The sequence below is a fragment of the Streptomyces sp. NPDC059092 genome (genome assembly GCF_042756365.1).
GTDB lineage: Bacteria > Actinomycetota > Actinomycetes > Streptomycetales > Streptomycetaceae > Streptomyces.
This window is the reverse complement of the sequence record NZ_JBHZEJ010000070.1, coordinates 1-19099: the sequence shown is the minus strand read 5'-3', so window position 1 is coordinate 19099 and position 19099 is coordinate 1. Positions and strand designations below refer to the sequence as shown.

15 protein-coding genes are annotated in these 19099 nt (G+C 71.2%); 13 read left to right on the top strand and 2 right to left on the bottom strand.

The window, feature by feature from the left end; genetic code table 11:
- Positions 1–180: 180 nt before the first annotated feature.
- The 3 genes from ACFXPL_RS30265 (at position 181) to ACFXPL_RS30255 (ending at position 4541) form a co-directional block, all read left to right on the top strand.
- A complete protein-coding gene (locus tag ACFXPL_RS30265) occupies positions 181–978 on the top strand; it encodes a hypothetical protein (RefSeq protein ID WP_384925573.1) in 798 nt (265 codons plus the stop codon).
- A gap of 162 nt (positions 979–1140) precedes the next feature.
- Positions 1141–3264 (top strand): bifunctional polysaccharide deacetylase/glycosyltransferase family 2 protein, encoded by a 2124-nt coding sequence (locus ACFXPL_RS30260; RefSeq protein ID WP_384925615.1) that lies wholly within the window; start codon positions 1141–1143, stop codon positions 3262–3264.
- Positions 3261–4541 (top strand): acyltransferase, encoded by a 1281-nt coding sequence (locus ACFXPL_RS30255; RefSeq protein WP_384925571.1) that lies wholly within the window; start codon positions 3261–3263, stop codon positions 4539–4541. The genes ACFXPL_RS30260 and ACFXPL_RS30255 overlap by 4 nt, the downstream gene beginning before the upstream one ends.
- A gap of 20 nt (positions 4542–4561) precedes the next feature.
- Here the strand turns inward: ACFXPL_RS30255 and ACFXPL_RS30250 are convergent, their stop codons facing one another.
- Complete coding sequence (locus ACFXPL_RS30250; RefSeq protein WP_384925569.1) at positions 4562–5614, bottom strand: LacI family DNA-binding transcriptional regulator; 1053 nt, start codon at positions 5612–5614, stop codon at positions 4562–4564.
- A gap of 143 nt (positions 5615–5757) precedes the next feature.
- Positions 5758–6495 (bottom strand): SDR family oxidoreductase, encoded by a 738-nt coding sequence (locus ACFXPL_RS30245; RefSeq protein WP_384925567.1) that lies wholly within the window; start codon positions 6493–6495, stop codon positions 5758–5760.
- Positions 6496–6640: 145 nt separating this feature from the next.
- On the opposite strand from ACFXPL_RS30245, the gene ACFXPL_RS30240 reads away from it, so the two are divergent.
- The 10 genes from ACFXPL_RS30240 (at position 6641) to ACFXPL_RS30195 (ending at position 18933) form a co-directional block, all read left to right on the top strand.
- Complete coding sequence (locus tag ACFXPL_RS30240) at positions 6641–7213, top strand: TetR/AcrR family transcriptional regulator (protein WP_384925565.1); 573 nt, start codon at positions 6641–6643, stop codon at positions 7211–7213.
- A 455-nt stretch (positions 7214–7668) separates the two neighbouring features.
- Positions 7669–9045: a nitrate/nitrite transporter gene (locus ACFXPL_RS30235; RefSeq protein WP_384925563.1), complete on the top strand. Its 1377-nt coding sequence runs from the start codon at positions 7669–7671 to the stop codon at positions 9043–9045.
- A gap of 202 nt (positions 9046–9247) precedes the next feature.
- On the top strand, positions 9248–10387 hold the full coding sequence (locus ACFXPL_RS30230; protein WP_384925561.1) for a uroporphyrinogen-III synthase: 1140 nt from the start codon (positions 9248–9250) through the stop codon (positions 10385–10387).
- Between the two features lie 215 nt (positions 10388–10602).
- The gene (locus tag ACFXPL_RS30225; protein WP_384925559.1) at positions 10603–11133 is read left to right on the top strand and encodes a GNAT family N-acetyltransferase; all 531 of its coding nucleotides are present in this window, start codon (positions 10603–10605) and stop codon (positions 11131–11133) included.
- Between the two features lie 116 nt (positions 11134–11249).
- Positions 11250–11876: a CGNR zinc finger domain-containing protein gene (locus ACFXPL_RS30220; RefSeq protein ID WP_384925557.1), complete on the top strand. Its 627-nt coding sequence runs from the start codon at positions 11250–11252 to the stop codon at positions 11874–11876.
- A gap of 459 nt (positions 11877–12335) precedes the next feature.
- Positions 12336–12923 carry a sigma-70 family RNA polymerase sigma factor gene (locus ACFXPL_RS30215; RefSeq protein WP_114624088.1) on the top strand — a complete coding sequence of 196 codons (588 nt, stop codon included), beginning with the start codon at positions 12336–12338 and terminating at the stop codon, positions 12921–12923.
- Complete coding sequence (locus ACFXPL_RS30210; protein WP_384925555.1) at positions 12920–13774, top strand: anti-sigma factor family protein; 855 nt, start codon at positions 12920–12922, stop codon at positions 13772–13774. Before ACFXPL_RS30215 ends, ACFXPL_RS30210 begins: the two co-directional genes overlap by 4 nt.
- Positions 13775–13836: 62 nt before the next feature.
- Entirely contained in the window at positions 13837–16290 is a 2454-nt protein-coding gene (locus tag ACFXPL_RS30205) for a HelD family protein (protein ID WP_384925553.1), read from the top strand.
- A 522-nt stretch (positions 16291–16812) separates the two neighbouring features.
- Positions 16813–18243: an NAD-dependent malic enzyme gene (locus ACFXPL_RS30200; RefSeq protein ID WP_384925549.1), complete on the top strand. Its 1431-nt coding sequence runs from the start codon at positions 16813–16815 to the stop codon at positions 18241–18243.
- A 408-nt stretch (positions 18244–18651) separates the two neighbouring features.
- Positions 18652–18933: an HU family DNA-binding protein gene (locus ACFXPL_RS30195; RefSeq protein ID WP_004571953.1), complete on the top strand. Its 282-nt coding sequence runs from the start codon at positions 18652–18654 to the stop codon at positions 18931–18933.
- The last annotated feature ends 166 nt before the right edge of the window (positions 18934–19099 follow it).

Here is a 19099-nt window from a genome sequence, read left to right as displayed (position 1 = left end):
CCACACACTCTCCCGGTGCGCTACATTCATTGCCCGGGTGCGGTGTGGTAGGGGCGCGCGGTGCGAGTGGGGTCTCGGCCGACAAAATCAGCCAGCGTATGTATGCACCTAAATCAGTCAGCGGTGGGGGATGTGCGTACTTCAGTGGAACAGTGGCGTGAAGATGCCCGGACCGGGCACATGTATGAGCCGAACGATGTGACCGTGGAGCTGGACGGTCTGGGGCGTCAGCTCTCCGAACTGCCCGCCGGGACCCGTCCGGAGACGAAGCCCGGCACCGGCATAGGCGCCGGCATAGGCACGAGCGCGGGCACGGGCGCCGGCTTCGGATCCGGTACGGACGCGGCCAGCGGTACGCGGCTCGACGTGGACGGTACCGACGACGGGACCGACTCCCCCGAAGGCCCCGTCTTCGTGGACGAGAGCGGCCGGCGGAGCAAGAAGCTCCGCCGGGCCGGCTGGGTCGTCGCGATCGCCTGCGCCTGCTACGCCACCACCGTGGTGGCCGCGCTCCTCGGCGGCGACTCCTCCGCCCCCTGGCTCCAGATACCGGGCCTCGCGGACAAGAAGAAGCCGGACACCGTGCAGATACAGCCGGCCCCCACGACCTCCCCGACCGCCGTGGCCGGCAGCGCCGATCCGGCCGCCTCGCCCACGGCGACGAACATCGGCGGCGCCACCGCCCCCCGTACCTCCGGGACCGTGACCACCGGCGACTCGGGCGTCCCCGTCCCGGGAGCGTCCAACTCCGTCCCGCCGCCCGTGGTTTCCGACCCGTCCGGTGACACCGACCCAGCTCCGGGCAAGAGCGACTCCACCGGCACCGGCACCAGCGGCGGCGCGGGCTCCGCCGGCGCCGGGGGCCCGACCCCGACGGCCACCGCCAGCGACGTCGTCTCGCCGTCCGCCGATCCCAGTCCGCCCGTCGAATCACCGCCGGTGGAAGACGCCGGCCAACTGGCGGAAGGCGCACAGTAGATGACTTCCTCCGGCAGGCGGGCCCAGCCGCGCAGGGCGGCCCGGCCCAGCAACACCACGCCCGACAACACCACACACCACAGCACCACACACCACAGCGCCAACCACCACAGCGCGAAGCCCCGCAAGAAAACGCGGACCGTCCGGCGGCGCCGGCTGCCCATGCGCTATCTGCTGCCCTCGCTCGTCCTCGTCGCCCTGGCCGCCATGCTCATGCTCCGCGGCTACGTCCACAGCGAGATCCTCGCCGACCACCGTGTCCGCCCCCCGGCCGCCACCGACCAGGTCCCCCGCCACATCCTCGAAGGCGGCCCCGTCATCGACGCGCGCGGCACCGAGGCCCCCCGGTCGATCGACATCCCCGACCGGAAGCTCGTCCTCACCTTCGACGACGGCCCGGACCCCGAGTGGACCCCCAAGGTCCTCGACGAACTCAAGAAGTACGACGCCCACGGCGTCTTCTTCATCACCGGCACCATGGCCTCCCGCTACCCCGCGCTCGTCAAGCGCATGGTCGACGAGGGCCACGAGATCGGGCTGCACACCTTCAACCACCCCGACCTCTCCTACCAGTCCAAGTCCCGCATCGACTGGGAGCTGACCCAGAACCAGCTCGCGCTCGCGGGCGCCGCCGGGATCCGCTCCTCGCTCTTCAGGCCCCCGTACTCCTCCTTCGCCGACGCCATGGACAACAAGTCGTGGCCGGTCACCCAGTACATCGGCAGCCGCGGCTACATCACCGTCCTCGACAGCCTCGACAGCGAGGACTGGAAGCGCCCCGGAGTCGACGAGATCATCAAGGGCGTCACGCCCAAGGGGCACGAGGGTTCCATCGTCCTGATGCACGACTCCGGCGGCGACCGCTCCCAGACCGTTCAGGCGCTCGGCCGCTACCTGCCCGAGATGCAGAAGCGCGGCTTCGCCTTCGCCAACCTCACCGAGGCGCTCGGCGCGCCCAGCGCCCACACCCCGGTCACCGGCGTCGAGCTGTGGAAGGGCAAGGCGTGGGTCGCCGCCGTGGCCCTCTCGGACAACATCACCGGCGTCCTCGTCGCCGGGCTCGCCGTGATCGGCTTCCTGGTCATCTCCCGGTTCGGGCTGATGCTGGTGCTCTCCTTCGCGCACGCCCGCAAGGTCCGCAGGCGCGACTTCCGCTGGGGCCCGGAGGTCACCGAACCGGTCACCGTCCTCGTTCCCGCGTACAACGAACGCGAGTGCATCGCCAATACGGTGAACTCCCTGATGGCCAGTGACCATCCGGTCGAGGTGATCGTCGTCGACGACGGCTCGACCGACGGGACCGCCGACATCGTCGAGGCGCTCTGGCTCCCCAACGTCCATGTCGTACGCCAGGAGAACGGTGGCAAACCGGCCGCCCTCAACAACGGCATCGCGCACGCCAGTCACGACATCGTCGTGATGATGGACGGCGACACCGTCTTCGAACCGGCCACCGTACGGGAGTTGGTGCAGCCCTTCGGCGACCCGCGCGTCGGCGCCGTCGCGGGCAACGCCAAGGTCGGCAACCGCGACACCCTGATCGGGGCCTGGCAGCACATCGAGTACGTGATGGGCTTCAACCTCGACCGCCGCATGTACGACGTCCTCGGCTGCATGCCCACCATCCCCGGCGCGATCGGCGCCTTCCGCCGCCAGGCGCTGGAGCGCGTCGGCGGCATGAGCGACGACACGCTCGCCGAGGACACCGACATCACCATGGCGATGCACCGCGACGGCTGGCGCGTCGTCTACGCCGAGCGCGCCCGCGCCTGGACCGAGGCCCCGGAGTCCGTGCAGCAGCTCTGGTCCCAGCGCTACCGCTGGAGCTACGGCACGATGCAGGCGATCTGGAAGCACCGCCGCGCCCTCGTCGAACGCGGCCCCTCCGGCCGCTTCGGCCGCGTCGGTCTCCCGCTGGTCTCCCTCTTCATGGTGCTGGCGCCGCTGCTGGCGCCGCTGATCGACGTCTTCCTCGTGTACGGCCTGGTCTTCGGCCCCACGCAGAAGACCGTCGGCGCGTGGCTGGGCGTCCTGCTCGTCCAGGCCGTGTGCGCCGCCTACGCCTTCCGGCTCGACGGGGAACGTATGACACACCTCATCTCACTGCCCCTCCAGCAGATCCTGTACCGGCAGCTCATGTACGTGGTGCTGCTCCAGTCCTGGATCACCGCCCTCACCGGCGGCCGGCTGCGCTGGCAGAAGCTGCGCCGCACCGGCGTGGTGGAGGCGCCGGGCTCGATCCCGGGCCGGAGCGGAAAAGACGCGGAGCGGAGGCCGGTCGCGTGAGCCACCACTCCGTGGACGCGGGTACGGGCGGTCTGGACGCGACTCCCGCGTACGGCCACCCGACCCTGACCCCGAACCCGCCCCCGGTCCCGGCGGCCGGTTCGGCCGGGCCGGCCGATCCGGCGCCCCGTCCGCCCGGCCGGGACCGCTACCTCGACCTGCTGCGCGCGGTGGCCCTGGTCCGTGTCGTGGTCTTCCACATCTTCGGCTGGGCCTGGCTGACGATCCTCTTCCCGTCCATGGGCGTGATGTTCGCGCTGGCCGGGTCACTGATGGCCAGGTCGCTCTCGAAGCGCTCCCCGTGGAGCGTGCTGCGGGGCAGGCTGCGCAGGCTGCTGCCGCCGATGTGGGCGCTGGCGCTGATCATCGTGCCGGTGATGTTCCTGATGGGCTGGAAGCCGGCGCGCGAGGAGGGGCTGTGGGGCATCGTCAAGCTGCTCAACTACCTCGTGCCGATCGGCGCCCCGCCGTACCCCTTCGAGAGCGGCGACGGCAGCGGCGTACTGGACACGACGTGGGCACAGGACTCGGCGGGCCCGCTCTGGTACATCCGCGCCTACCTGTGGTTCGTCCTGCTCTCGCCCCTGCTGGTACGGGCGTTCCGCCGGGCGCCCTGGGTGACGCTGCTCTTCCCCGTCGCGCTGACGGCGGTCATCGGTACGGGACTGGTCGAGGTCCCCGGCGAGTTCGGCATGGCGCTCACGGACTTCGCGGTGTACGGCGCCTGCTGGGTGCTCGGCTTCGCGCACAACGACGGCATGTTCCAGAAGGTGCCGCGCTATCTGACGGTCTCCCTGGCGGCCATGACGATGGCGTTCGGCCTGTGGTGGGCCTCGGGCCACCTCACGGCCGAGGGCTGGAACCTGGACGAGATCCCGCTCGCCCAGGCGACCTGGTCGCTGGGGTTCGTGATGATCCTGCTCCAGTACTCGCCGTCCTGGCAGGAACTGCCGGGGAAGCTCAAGCAGTTCGACTCGACGATCACCCTGGCCAACAACCGTGCCGTGACGATCTACCTCTGGCACAACCTGCTGATCATGATGACGTACCCGCTCATCGACCAGCTCTGGAACATCCCGGGGTCCGAATCCTTCGCCACGGAGCTGGACTCGCTGTACAACGTGCTGCCGCTGGTCATGGTGTGGCCGATGATCGGGCTGATGATCCTGGCCATCGGGTGGGTCGAGGACCTGGCGGCACAGCGCAGACCGAGGCTGTGGCCGAACGGGGAGAAACGCGCCAGGGGCGGCCGCAGGTCACCCACCCGTAAACGCTGACCTCGCGCACGTGCCGCGCCTCAGCCCGCGTACGCCGAACTCTCCCGGACGACCAGCGCGGGCGCCAGCAGCACCTGCTCCGGCGCGCCCTGCGGCTCCTTGATCCGGGCGAGCAGCAGCCGGGTACAGGCGCGGCCCACCTCCGGCAGCGGCTGGCGCAGGCTGGTCAGTCCTGGGGTGAGCAGCGCTGCGGCGGAGGAGTCGTCGAAGCCGACGACGGCGATGTCGCGCCCCGGCGTACGGCCGCTCTCCAGCAGCGCCCGGTAGCAGCCGAGGGCGAGGGTGTCGCTGGCCGCCACCACGGCCGTCGTACCGGCGGAGAGGAGCGGGGCCACCGCGTCCCGCGCGGCGTCGACCTCGTTCACCGCGGACGCCCGCAGACCGCGCGCGGAGAGCCCGTGGCGGCGCATCGCCTCTCGCCACCCCTCGGCCCGGTCGTCGCCCACGCCGGAGCCCTTCGGCCAGCCGAGGAAGGCGATCCTGCGGTGGCCGAGCCCGACGAGGTGGTCGACGGCCGCCGACGTACCGTGGGCGCCGTCCACGTCCACCCAGTCCCCGGCGGGCCGCGCCGACCAGGGGCGGCCGAAGGCCACGAAGGGGATACCGCGCTTGCGCAGCCAGTCGGGGCGCCGGTCGCCCCGGAAGGTGTGCGTGAGGACGAAGCCGTCGACCGGCTGCTCCCGCAGCAACTCGGCGTAGCAGTCGGGCTTGTGCTCGGCCCCGGCGGGCGCGGTGAAGAGCAGCACCCGGTACCCGGCCTCGTTGGCCGCACGCGAGAACGCGTGCAGGAAGTGGTCCATCACCGGCCCCGACTCCTCCTGGGTCATGGGATGGACCCCGTAACCGATCAGCTTGCTGGACCGCGTCCGCAGGGCACGCGCGGCCTGGTGCGGCCGGTAGTCCAGCTCGGCTATCGCCTGGCGGACCCGCTCCAGGGTCAACGGTGCCAGCAGCTCCGGGGCGTTGAGCGCGTTGGACACGGTCTGCGGCGACACCCCCACCCGCTGAGCCACCTGCGCCAGGGTGGCCGGCCGGTCGCCCTGGCCGCTGGATCTCGTCGTCGTACGCGCCATGCGGTCTCCTCCGCGTCCGGGCGCGCGTCGGCTGTTCCAACGCGTTCTGATTCGCCTTGAGTTGGAAGATTAATCGGCGCGTGGAGGAGAGGGGGCCCGGTCCGTGGCCGGGGACCGTCCGGTCCCGTCGTCCCCGTCGGCCGTCAGGCCTGCGCGGTGGGCCGGACGACGACCTCGCTGATGTCGACGCCGGTGGGCTGCTCGATCGCGAAACCGATCGCGGAGGCGATGGCGGAGGGCGGGATCGCGATCTCGTCGCGCTGCCGGATCAAAGCCGCAGCCACCTCGGGGCCCGCTCCCTTGCCGACCCCCTCGGTGTGGGTGAATCCGGGGGAGACGAGGGTGACGCGCAGGTCGGGACCGGACTCCTGGCGCAGCCCCTCGGTCAGTACTTTGACCGCCGTCTTGGTGGCCGCGTACACGCCCTGCGGTGATTTCACGACGTACGCCGCAGTGGAGGCGACGTTGACGAACTGGCCGGAACGCTGCCGCCGGAAGACGGGCAGTGCCGCGCCGATGCCGTTCAGCAGACCGGTGACGTGGGTCGCGACCATCGCGTCCCAGTCGTCCTGACGCAGCTCGTCGAAGGGTGACACCACCATCGTGCCGGCGTTGGAGACGAGGACGTCGAGCCGGCCGAACCGGTTGACCGCCGTGTCCGTGAGGAGCTTCAGGTCGTCCCTGCGCGTCACGTCGATGACGGTTCCGACGGCCGAGCCGCCCTGTGCCGTGATCCGGTCCACCACCGCGGTCAGCCGGTCCTCCCGTCGGGCTCCCAGGACGAGCAGGGCTCCTTTCGAGGCGAGGTACGTCGCCGTCGCCTCTCCGATGCCGCTGCTGGCACCCGTGATCGCTACTACCTTGCCTTCGATTCCTGACATGAGCAACCGTCCTTACAGGGTGAATGCGCGCAGGTCAGACCATGACCTACAGTGAAAGTGGGGTCTCCACCACTTGTTCGAGAGTAAGTGGGCGGTCCCCCACTTAGCAAGCGCGGAGAATCTGGAGAGGGGACGGCAGCCACCGATGAACACCGACGCACCACGCCCGTTGCGTGCCGACGCGCGACGCAACCGGGACAAGATCCTCACCGCCGCGGTGAGGGTGTTCACCGAGGAGGGACTGGACGCGCATCTGGAGCGCATCGCCAAGGTGGCGGGCGTGGGCAGCGCGACCCTCTACCGCAACTTCCCCACCCGTGACGCTCTGATCGAGGCGGCCTACCGCAACGAAGTGGCCCAGCTGTGCGACGCGGTCCCCGGCCTTCTGGCGGCGAAGCCGCCGTTCGAAGCCCTGCGCGCCTGGACACGCCTCTTCCTCGACTACGTCACCGCCAAACTCGGCATGGCCGAGGCCCTGCGCGCCATCGCCGCCACGGGAGAGAACCCCTACGGCCACAGCCGGGAGATGATCGAGGCCGCCACGACCGCCCTGATGGACGCGTGCGCGGCCGCCGGGACGATCCGCACCGACATCAGCCCGTCCGACCTGTTCGCAGCCCTCGCGGGCATCGCCCTGACCTCGGCGCGGCCCGCGCAACGGGAGCAGGCCGAACGCCTCCTCGACCTCACCCTGGACGGACTGGCCGCCCGGTCGTGACGCCGTGCTCGGAGCGCGGTTCGTGAGTCGTCGCCCGCCCGCGACCGGCCGCGGGCGAACCGCGCGACGGGCGTGAGTTCTTCGCGCCGGCCCTGAGCGCGACGGCCGTCACCGAGGTGATCCAGAGCGTGAGCAGGCCGGCGCGCCCAGGACCATGCCGAGCGGCAACGCCGGCGACCGGCTTCTTCCCCGTGGGCGGGAGGCTGGAGCGGTCGAAGAGCGTGGTGCGGCCGGCCCCACGTGGACGCGGTCCCGGACGACGCTGAAGCCCCGGAACCGGACAATCCGCCTCCACGTGTGACGAGAGCCGCCGGACTCTCGCGGAACGCCCGCTCACAGTGACGCCGCGCCCCGGGTGAGAGCAAGGTTGCGCGGCGGTCATTTTGAGGCACGGGGGTGAAACGCGACGTATCTACGGTCGGGGATCACCTACCGAACCCGTCCGTGGAGGCGTGATGACTGCCCCGATCACCACCGTCGCAGCACGTAAAGGGGGCCGCTGGATCGAGCACTGGGATCCGGAGGACGACACCTTCTGGCGCGGGACGGGGGAGCGGGTCGCCCGGCGCAATCTGCTCTTCTCCGTGCTGTCCGAGCACATCGGCTTCTCCATCTGGACCCTGTGGTCCGTGATGGTGCTCTTCATGGGGCCGGAGTACGGCGTCGACCCGGCCGGGAAGTTCTTCCTGATCGGGACCGCCACCCTGGTCGGCGCGATCGTGCGGGTCCCCTACACCTTCGCCGTCGCGCGCTTCGGCGGGCGGAACTGGACGATCTTCAGCGCGCTGATGCTGCTCCTGCCGACGGTCGCCGCGTTCGTCGTCATGGAGCCCGGGACCTCGTACACCACCTTCATGGTCGTCTCGGCGCTCACCGGCGTCGGCGGCGGGAACTTCGCCTCCTCCATGACGAACATCAACTCCTTCTTCCCGCTGCGGAAGAAGGGCTGGGCCCTCGGCCTCAACGCGGGCGGCGGAAACATCGGCGTACCCGTCGTACAGCTCATCGGGCTGCTGGTGATCGGGACGGCGGGCGCCGCCCATCCCCGGATCGTGCTCGGTGTCTACATCCCCCTGATCATCGGCGCCGCCGTCTGCGCCGCGCTGTTCATGGACAACCTCGCCCCCGTCAAGAACGACACCGGCGCGGCCAGGGAAGCCGTACGCGACCGGCACACCTGGATCATGTCCGTCCTCTACATCGGGACGTTCGGGTCGTTCATCGGGTACAGCTTCGCGTTCGGGCTCGTCCTCCAGACCCAGTTCGGCCGCACCCCCCTCCAGGCCGCCTCGATCACCTTCATCGGGCCGCTGCTCGGCTCGCTGGTCCGGCCCGTCGGCGGGATGCTCGCCGACCGGCACGGCGGCGCCCGCATCACCCTGTGGAACTTCGCCGCGATGGCCGCGGCGACCGGTGTCGTGGTCTTCGCCTCCGTGATCGAGTCGCTGACCGTCTTCCTCGTCGGGTTCGTCGCGCTGTTCCTGCTCACCGGGCTCGGCAACGGCTCCACGTACAAGATGATCCCCGGCATCTTCCAGGCCAAGGCGCTGGACCAGGGCATGTCCGGCGAAGCCGCCGCCGCGTACGGCCGCCGGCTCTCCGGGGCCTCCATGGGGCTGATCGGAGCAGTCGGCGCGCTCGGCGGGCTCGCGATCAACCTCGCCTTCCGGCAGTCCTTCCAGACGGCGGGGACCGGCACCGCGGCGTTCGTCGCGTTCCTTCTCTTCTACGCCTGCTGCTTCGCCCTCACCTGGGCGGTATACCTTCGCAAGGTGCCCGTCGGCTCCGTACGGGCCGAGAGCGAGCCCCAGCCCAGCTACGCGCGGGTGTAGACCGGAGCGGGACGTAACGCCGGTGAAATGGTGGCGTACCGGGCCTGTCATGCACGGTTGACAGGCTCGGTCGCCTTGGCGCGCTCGTGTACGACAAGTGCGAGTGTGGGTCCGGCAAGCGTGAGTGCGACAAACGTGAGTGCGACAAACGTGAAGGCGAGTGCGAGGGTGGCGCGAGCGGGAGAACAGCGGAAGGAGACGCGTGGACGACCAGCAGCACGGCCCGCTCGCGGGATTCACCATCGGGGTCACCGCGGCCCGGCGCGCCGATGAACTGGGGGCGCTGCTCCAGCGCCGCGGCGGTTCCGTCGTGCACGCGCCCGCCCTGCGCATCGTGCAGCTCGCCGACGACGCGGAGCTGCTGACCGCGACGAAGGAGCTGATCGACCGCGCGCCCGACGTGGTCGTCGCCACGACCGCGATCGGTTTCCGCGGCTGGGTCGGCGCGGCCGACGGCTGGGGCCTCGGCGAGGAGCTGCTGGCCTGCCTGCGCGGTGTCGAGCTGCTGGCCCGCGGACCCAAGGTGAAGGGCGCCATCCGGGCCGCCGGGCTCACCGAGGCGTGGTCACCCACCTCCGAATCCATGGCCGAGGTCCTGGACCGGCTCCTCGGTGAGGGTGTCGAGGGGCGCCGTATCGCCCTCCAGCTCCACGGCGAACCCCTGCCGGGCTTCGTGGAGGCGCTGCGGGCGGGCGGCGCCGATGTCGTGGTCGTCCCCGTCTACCGCTGGATGCCGCCGGAGGACCTCGGCCCGGTCGACCGGCTGATCGACGCGACCGTGGCCCGCTCCGTGGACGCCGTCACCTTCACCAGCGCGCCGGCCGCCGCCTCGCTGCTCTCCCGCGCCGAGGAACGCGGCCGGCTCACCGAACTCCTCGACGCCCTCCACCACGACGTGCTGGCGGCGTGCGTCGGGCCGGTCACCGCCCTGCCGCTCCAGGCGCGGGGGATCGACACCGTCCAGCCGGAGCGCTTCCGCCTCGGCCCGCTCGTCCAGGTGCTCTGTACGGAGCTGCCGGGACGCGCCCGTACGCTGCCGGTCGCGGGCCACCGCGTGGAGATCCGCGGCCACGCGGTTCTCGTGGACGGCGAGCTGCGGCCGGTGCCGCCCGCCGGCATGGCGCTGCTGAAGGCGCTGACGCGGCGGCCCGGCTGGGTGGTCTCGCGGGCGGAGCTGCTGCGCGCGCTGCCCGGCGCGGGCCGCGACGAGCACGCCGTCGAGACGGCGATGGCCCGCCTCAGGACCGCGCTGGGTGCCCCGAAGCTGATCCACACCGTGGTCAAGCGCGGCTACCGGCTGGCGCTGGACCCGTCGGCCGACTCCAAGTACGCGGACGTCTGAACGTCGGCCGTGTGCGCATCGGCCGTGTGCGCACCGGATGTGCGCGCACCGGATGTGCGCGCGACGGACCTCGGACGCGTACCGGATGTGCGCGTACTGGATGTGCGCGCGACGGATGTGCGCGCATTGGACATCCGACGCGCATCGGATGTGCGCGCGAGGGACCTCCGAGCAGCGGGCCGTGAGGTCCGAACGTGTCTGGGTACGTTACGGAGATGGCCCATGACTCCCCGATCCTCATCAGTCCCGCCACCCCGGCCGACGCCGAGCGTGTCGTGGAGGCGCTGCTGCGCAACCGCGACCACATGCGGCCCTGGGGGCCCATACGTCCCGCCGACTTCTTCACCGCGCAGGCCCAGGCCAACCGGATCGCCGACCCGTCCCTCCGGCTCTGGCACCTCAGGGACGGTGACCGGGTCGTCGGCCAGGCGACCCTCTCCACCATCGTGCTCGGGCCCTTCCGCAGTGCGAGCCTCGGCTACTGGGTCGACGCCGGGTACACCGGGCGCGGCCTGGCGACGCGCCTGGTCGAGGAGGTCTGCCGGTCGTCCCGGGACCATCTGGGGCTGCACCGCGTCGAGGCGGCGACCGTCCTCGCCAACGCCGCGTCCCAGCGCGTGCTGCGCAAATGCGGCTTCGAACTGATCGGCACCGCGCCCGACTACCTGCACATCGACGGCGCGTGGCGCGACCACCAGCTCTTCCAGCGCATCCTGCACAACGGCCCGCCGAACACCGCTCCCTGACGCCTCCTCGGAACGGCGGCGGTAGCGGGGGTTCCGGCGGCGCCGCCTTGCGGGCACTCTGGGGAGGGCGGCACCCGGGGCGGCACCCACGGTGAATCCGAGGCGGTGGCAGGCGCATGGCGGCGGGCAGGACAGCGGGCAGGGCAGCAGGCACGGCGGGCACGGGCGCGTACGGCTGGCGGTTCGACTCCGGGCGGGTCTGCCTGGACCTGGTGGCCACCGCGGAACCGCCTCAGGGAGGGCGGGGGCGGCTCGACGGCGCCGTACCGCTCGGCCGGTGGCTGCTCGGCGCCGGACTGCTGCCGCCCGGCACCCCGCTCGCCGGGATCGACGCCCGCTGGGTCCGCTCCTTCACCGAACTCCGCGACGGAATAGGGCGGTTGGTGCGCGCCGAGATCGACGGCCGGCCGGCGCCCGCCGCCCTGGAGCGGGTCAACGCGGCAGCGGCCGGTTCGCCGCCGGGGATCAGGGCCGTACGGAACGAGGCGGGCGTCCTCGTGCGGGCGGCGATCGCCGAGCCGGAGTGCGCCGCGCTGCTCGCCGTCGTGGCCAGGGACGCCGTGGAACTCCTCACCGACCAGGACGCGCGGGCCCGGCTGCGGCGGTGCGAGGGCGACCGCTGCCGGCGCGTCTATCTCGACACCTCGCGCGGTCGGCGCCGCCGTTGGTGCTCCAGCGAGGTCTGCGGGAACCGCGAACGGGTCGCCCGGCACCGGCGCAGGGCGGCCCTGACCGAGGCGTGAGCGCGCCCCGGGCCGCCTCGGGGGCCGCCCCCGGGCCACCTCGGGGGCCTTCCCGAGGCCACCATCGGGGCCACTTCCGGAGCAGCCCCGGGGGCCGCCCCGGGGCCGCCCCCTCTCGGTCGCCTCCCAGTAGCCCCGTAACGCGGCAAAAGCCACACAGGAGGCCCTTCGGCACACTCCGGGTGGCTGGACAAGGGTGCCTCTCCGGCCGATTCCGCAGGGTTCCTGTGCTATTTCAAGCCAACTCTGCGTGCCGCCTTTGCGAGTCGCGGACATGTCCTCCACGAGTTCTGCACGAATCCTGGTGTGGTGCGCGGATCGGCGTGCGAGCCGCCCAGGGGGCCTGGGAGCGCGCCCAAAAGATCTTGGAAGATTTTCCGGAACGGTTGAGCACCGCCGGCCGGGCTTCCGTAGTGATGAGGGAGAAGCAGCCATGAAGGTATCGACCGGGAGGTTTAGGTGCGCAAAGATGCGGCCGTGGCCGATGACCGCCCTCACCGGGCCCGACACCGGAGCGCGACACCGCGCACCAACACTCCCGCACCAGACGAGGAGTTGATGCGAGCCCTCTACCGGGAACATGCCGGACCGCTGCTCGCCTACGTCATGCGTCTCGTGGCGGGCGACCGCCAGCGAGCCGAGGACGTCGTGCAAGAGACGCTCATCCGTGCCTGGAAGAACGCCGGTCAGCTCAACAGGGCGACCGGCTCTGTCCGACCTTGGCTGGTGACGGTCGCCCGGCGCATCGTCATCGACGGACACCGCAGCCGGCAGGCCCGGCCGCAGGAAGTCGATCCGTCGCCGCTGGAGGTCATGCCCGCGGAGGACGAGATCGACAAGGCGTTGTGGCTTATGACGCTCTCAGATGCCCTTGAGGATTTGACCCCTGCCCACCGGGAAGTACTCGTGGAGACGTACTTCAAGGGGCGTACGGTCAATGAGGCGGCCGAAACACTCGGCATACCCAGCGGGACGGTGCGTTCCCGTGTGTTCTACGCACTGCGTTCGATGAAGCTCGCGTTGGAGGAGAGGGGGGTCTCGGCATGACCACGCACGAGCAGTACGGACTGGGCGACGAAAGTACTGTGCATGAAACCGTCGGCGCGTATGTTCTCGGCATTCTTGACGATGTCGACGCCTCCATCTTCGAAGCGCATCTGGCCGGGTGCCGGATCTGCGCGGTCCATCTGGAGGAGTTCTCCGGGATGGAACCGATGCTGGCGATGCTGGCCGACAATCCGAACCCGTTCGGCTCCATAGGACCACCGGGCTCGTTGGCCTCCGTCACCTCGATCAGTCCGCAGGCCCCGCCTCCGGTCCCGCTCGCTCAGCTCCCGACACCGTCCGTCTCCGTACGCCCCAGCCCCCAGCTTCTCGACAAGCTGGTCGACGAGGTGGCGGCGAAACGCGCCAAGCGCAAGCGCCGCGGGCTCTACCTCGTCGCCGCCGCGGCCGCGCTGATCGTCGGCGGTCCCGTCGCGGTCGGGGTCGCCACCCAGGGCGGTGGCAACGAGAGCAGCAACATCGCGTCACGCTCCACCCCGGCGAAGGAATTCGGCCACATGACCAACAAGGTCGGTGCCACGGATCCCACCACGAAGATCAGCGGCACCGTGGCCATGGAGGAGAAGCTCTACGGCACGCTGATGACCCTGGAGCTGAAGAACATCAAGGGTCCGCTGAAGTGCAGCCTGATCGCCGTCTCCAAGACGGGCGAGCAGGAGGTCGTGACGTCCTGGTCCGTTCCCAAGTGGGGGTACGGCATCCCCGACAGCCAGAACGAGGACGCCAGGAAGCCGCTCTACATCCAGGGCAGTACGTCGATGGCCGACAGCGAGTTCGATCACTTCGAGGTACGGACCTTCGACGGCAAGCGACTGCTGGAGATCGACGCCTGACATATGTGCCCCCTTCGCGTACGGTTGACGGCTGCCCGACGCACGTCATGAAGGGGGCCTCGGTGGCCGCGCAGGATGCCGCTGTTGAATCCGCTGGACCCGCCGTCGATCCCGGACGCGACACGGGGCACGACTCCGTACGCGCCCGTGAGATCGGCGTCGAACAGCACCATCTCGACCAGGTGTACCGCCGCCTGGAGGAGAAGATCCACGAGGCGGAGTTCCTGATGAACGACGCCGCCAAACGGGGGCAGGTCGGTACGCCGGGAGCCCTCGCGGAGCGGGACGCCCAGGTCTTCCGGGCCGGGATCCACCTCAACCGGCTCAACAACGAGTTCGAGGACTTCCTCTTCGGCCGGATCGACCTCCTCCGGGGCAAGGACGGCCGGAAGGGCCCGGACGGCGCCCACACCTCGGTCGAGCCCGCCGACGACGCCGTCGGGCCCGACCGCACGGCGGCGATCGCGGAGACGCTGCACATCGGCCGGATCGGAGTGCTCGACTCCGACTACTCGCCGCTGGTCATCGACTGGCGCGCGCCCGCCGCCGCGCCCTTCTACCGCGCCACGCCGGTCGATCCCGGCCGGGTGGTGCGGCGCCGGGTCATCCGCTCCAAGGGCCGCCAGGTCCTCGGGGTCGAGGACGACCTGATGCGTCCCGAACTGACCGCCTCGCTCGACGGCGAGGCGCTGGCCGTGATCGGCGACGGTGCGCTGATGGCCGCCCTCGGGCAGGCCCGCAGCCACACCATGCGGGACATCGTCTCGTCCATCCAGGCCGAGCAGGACCTGGTGATCCGGGCGCCCGCCGCCTCCGTCACCGAGGTCTCCGGCGGCCCGGGCACCGGCAAGACCGCCGTGGCGCTGCACCGTGCCGCCTACCTGCTCTACCAGGACCGGCGGCGGTACGCGGGCGGCATCCTGATCGTCTCGCCGACACCGCTGCTCGTCGCGTACACCGAGGGCGTGCTGCCGTCGCTGGGCGAGGAGGGGCAGGTCGCGATCCGCGCGGTCGGCTCACTGGTGGACGGCGCGGAGGCCACGGCGTACGACGAACCGGCCGTCGCCCGCGTCAAGGGCTCGGCGCGGATGCTGACGGTGCTGCGCAAGGCCGCCAGAGGGGCGCTGGAGGGCGGTACGGGGCCCGCCCCGTCACCCAGGGCCCCGGCGGGGCCCGCGGGCCAGCTCGCGTTCGGTGACCCCGACGGGGGCGACGCCGACGACGAGGACGACTCGCCCGGCGTCGCGGTACGGACCGACCTGCTGCGGGTCGTCGCCTTCGGCCGCCGCCTCGAACTGGAGGCGGACGAGCTGCGGCGCATCCGGCACTCCGTGCTCGGCGGCACCGCGCCCGTCAACCTGCTCAGACCCAGGGCCCGAAGACTCCTGCTGGACGCCCTCTGGTCGAGATCCGGCTCCGCCGGCCGCCACACCGACCCCGAACTGGCGGCCGAACTCCGTTCGTCCTTCGACGAGGACATCACCTCGGAGGACTCCTTCACCTCCTTCCTGGACGCCTGGTGGCCCGAGCTGACCCCGCGCGGGGTGCTGGCCGCGATGGCCGAGGAGCGCCGGCTCGGCCGCTGGTCGCGCCGCGTCCTCAACCCGGGCGAGACGCGTCGCCTGGCCCGCTCCTTCAAGCGGCTGGGCCCGGACGGCACAGGCCCGCTCTCCGTGCACGACGTGGCCCTCCTGGACGAGCTGGAGACCCTGCTCGGCGCCCCGCCGCGCAAGCGCAGGCGCCGCGATCTCGACCCGCTGGACCAGCTCACCGGTCTGGAGGAGCTGATGCCGCAGCGCGAGGAGTCGCAGCGGGAGCGCGCGGAGCGGCTGGCGGCGGAGCGTACGGAGTACGCGCACGTCATCGTCGACGAGGCGCAGGACCTGACGCCCATGCAGTGGCGGATGGTCGGCCGCCGCGGCCGGCACGCCACCTGGACGGTCGTCGGTGACGCCGCGCAGTCGTCCTGGTCGGACCCGGACGAGGCGGCGGAGGCCAGGGACGAGGCGCTCGGCACCCGGCCGCGCCGCCGCTTCACCCTGACGGTCAACTACCGCAACCCGGCCGAGATCGCCGACCTGGCCACGAAGGTCCTGGCGCTGGCCATGCCCGGGATGGAGGCGCCGCGCGCGGTGCGCTCCACGGGCGTACGGCCGCGCTTCGCGGTCGTCCAGGACGGGGACCTCGCCCGCGTCGTACGGGCGGAGGCCCAGGAGCTGCTGGACCGGGTCGACGGCACGGTGGGCGTCGTCGTCGCGATGCACCGGCGCGAGCAGGCGGCGCGCTGGCTGGCCGGATTCGGGGACCGGGTGGTCGCGCTGGGCAGCCTGGAGGCCAAGGGGCTGGAGTACGACGCGACGGTCGTGGTCTCGCCCGCGGAGATCGCCGACGAGTCGCCGGCGGGCCTGAGGGTCCTGTACGTGGCGCTGACCCGGGCGACGCAGCAGCTCACGGTGGTCTCGGCGGCCCGCGACGAGCCGGACGCGGAGGGCGTTCCCGACCTGCTCAGGGAGTGACGGGGGCCGGGCCCCGGGCCAGGTTCGGGACCGGCCTCAGGACCGGCCCGGGGCCGCCCCAGGGACCGCTCGCGCGTTGACCGCCGACATTGACTTCCGGTCAACTCGTACGGAAGGAATCACTTACCGGAGTGGTTTGTTAGCCTGGGTGTGACACCGGCCCGATCCAAGCCCCCGGGCCCAACCTTCGTCGCTTCGAGCGACCACTTGCCGCGAGGCGAGCATGGCGGGCCGGTGTCACTTCCTCCATCGGGTTTCACACTCGCTTCAGCAGGCCTTCACCGGTGAACGGTGGGGGCCTGCTTCTGTTGAGTGCGCCACTGTTAAGGTCTTTCGCGCCGCCGTGCGACGGACTCGGCTCCACGATGTACCGGGACGATGTCACGGGACAGGGGACGCGGGTTCCGTGCATAAAGGTCTTTACCCGTTACCTACGGGTAGGTGCGACCATCTGAAGGTCGCGTCGGAACGTGCGTTCCCGCGGGGCGGCAATGCGGCTAAGGAAAGAAGAGGAACTCGGTCATGGCAACGGCGCCCAGCGTCTCGTACTCGATGACGGTCCGGCTTGAGGTGCCCGCGAGCGGTACCGCGGTCTCCCAGCTCACCACGGCCGTGGAGTCCTCCGGTGGCTCGGTGACCGGCCTGGACGTGACCGCCTCCGGCCACGAGAAGCTGCGGATCGATGTCACCATCGCAGCGACCTCCACGGGCCACGCGGACCAGATCGTGGAGGAACTGCGGGGGATCGAGGGGGTGACCCTCGGCAAGGTCTCGGACCGTACGTTCCTGATGCACCTCGGCGGCAAGATCGAGATGCAGTCGAAGCATCCCATCCGTAACCGTGACGATCTCTCGATGATCTACACGCCGGGTGTGGCCCGGGTCTGCATGGCGATCGCGGAGAACCCCGAGGACGCGCGCAGGCTCACCATCAAGCGCAACTCCGTGGCGGTCGTCACGGACGGCTCCGCCGTGCTCGGCCTCGGCAACATCGGCCCCAAGGCCGCGCTGCCCGTCATGGAGGGCAAGGCGGCCCTGTTCAAGCGGTTCGCCGGCATCGACGCCTGGCCGCTCTGCCTGGACACCCAGGACACCGACGAGATCGTCGCGATCGTCAAGGCGATCGCCCCCGGCTTCGCGGGCATCAACCTGGAGGACATCTCCGCCCCCCGCTGCTTCGAGATCGAGGCGCGGCTGCGCGAGGCCCTGGACATCCCGGTCTTCCACGACGACCAGCACGGCACCGCGATCGTGGTCCTCGCGGCCCTGACCAACGCGCTGCGCGTGGTCGGCAAGTCCGTCGGTGACGTACGGGTCGTCATGTCCGGCGCCGGCGCCGCCGGTACGGCCATCCTCAAGCTGCTGATCGCCGCCGGCGTCAAGCACGCCGTCGTCGCCGACATCCACGGTGTGGTGCACGCGGGCCGCGAGGACCTGGTCGAGGCGGCCCCCGAGTCGCCCCTGCGCTGGATCGCGGACAACACCAACCCCGAGGCCGTCACGGGCACCCTCAAAGAGGCCGTGGTCGGCGCCGACGTCTTCATCGGCGTCTCCGCCCCGAACGTCCTGGACGGCGCCGACGTCGCCGCCATGGCGGACGACGCGGTCGTCTTCGCGCTGGCAAACCCGGACCCCGAGGTCGACCCCACGATCGCCCGCGAGACCGCCGCCGTGGTCGCCACGGGCCGCTCCGACTTCCCCAACCAGATCAACAACGTGCTGGTCTTCCCGGGCGTCTTCCGCGGCCTCCTGGACGCCCAGTCCCGCACGGTCAACACGGAGATGATGCTCGCCGCGGCGACCGCGCTCGCGAACGTCGTCACCGAGGACGAGCTGAACCCGAACTACATCGTGCCGTCCGTCTTCAACGACAAGGTCGCCGGAGCGGTCGCGGGCGCGGTGCGGGACGCCGCGGCGAAGACCGCCGAGGCCGGCGCGACCCCGTCGGTGTGACCATGCCCACCCCTGGCCGGTCACGGTAGCGGCCACTGCGGTACATCTCACGTCCGTCCGGTGCCCGGCGCGTCGCGATTCGCCGGGCCACGCGGGCCCCTCTAGGGTGGCGGACCATGAGCCCCGCAGCTCCAGGGAGGTTTCAGAGCCTCCGGCGGGGTCACGGGGCCCCCAAGGCTCCAAGGAGTCCCCACAGAGTCGACGGAACGTCACGACGACGAGGCAGTGGCGCTCTTCGTACGGCTCCGGAGGGTGCCGGATTGGCTTTCCCGCCGCTGGTGGGGGCAGGATGCGTATTCGGGCGCGAGGGTCTGTCAGCAGACCCGGGTCCGGGGACTGTCCGAGGGCCCTGGCAGCATCGGCTTCGATCTCACGCCTCACAGGCAAGAAGAACACGGGAGTACAAACATGAACCGCAGTGAGCTGGTGGCCGCCCTGGCCGACCGCGCCGAGGTGACCCGCAAGGACGCCGACGCCGTGCTGGCCGCTCTCGCCGAGACGGTCGGCGAAGTCGTCGCCAAGGGCGACGAGAAGGTCACCATCCCCGGCTTCCTGACCTTCGAGCGCACCCACCGTGCCGCTCGCACCGCTCGTAACCCGCAGACCGGCGACCCGATCCAGATCCCGGCCGGCTACAGCGTGAAGGTCTCCGCGGGCTCCAAGCTCAAGGAAGCCGCCAAGGGCAAGTAAGCGCCACGGGGCGCGTGACCGCACCCCACCCAGGCGACGCACGGAGGCGGGGGCCCGGCCCGGGCGGGGCCCCCGCCGGGGTGGGGGGGGGGGGGGGCGCCCCCGGGGGCCCCCCGGCCCTTGTCCCCGGAACCGCCGGCGCCCTCGCCCTTCGCGCCCTTCGGCG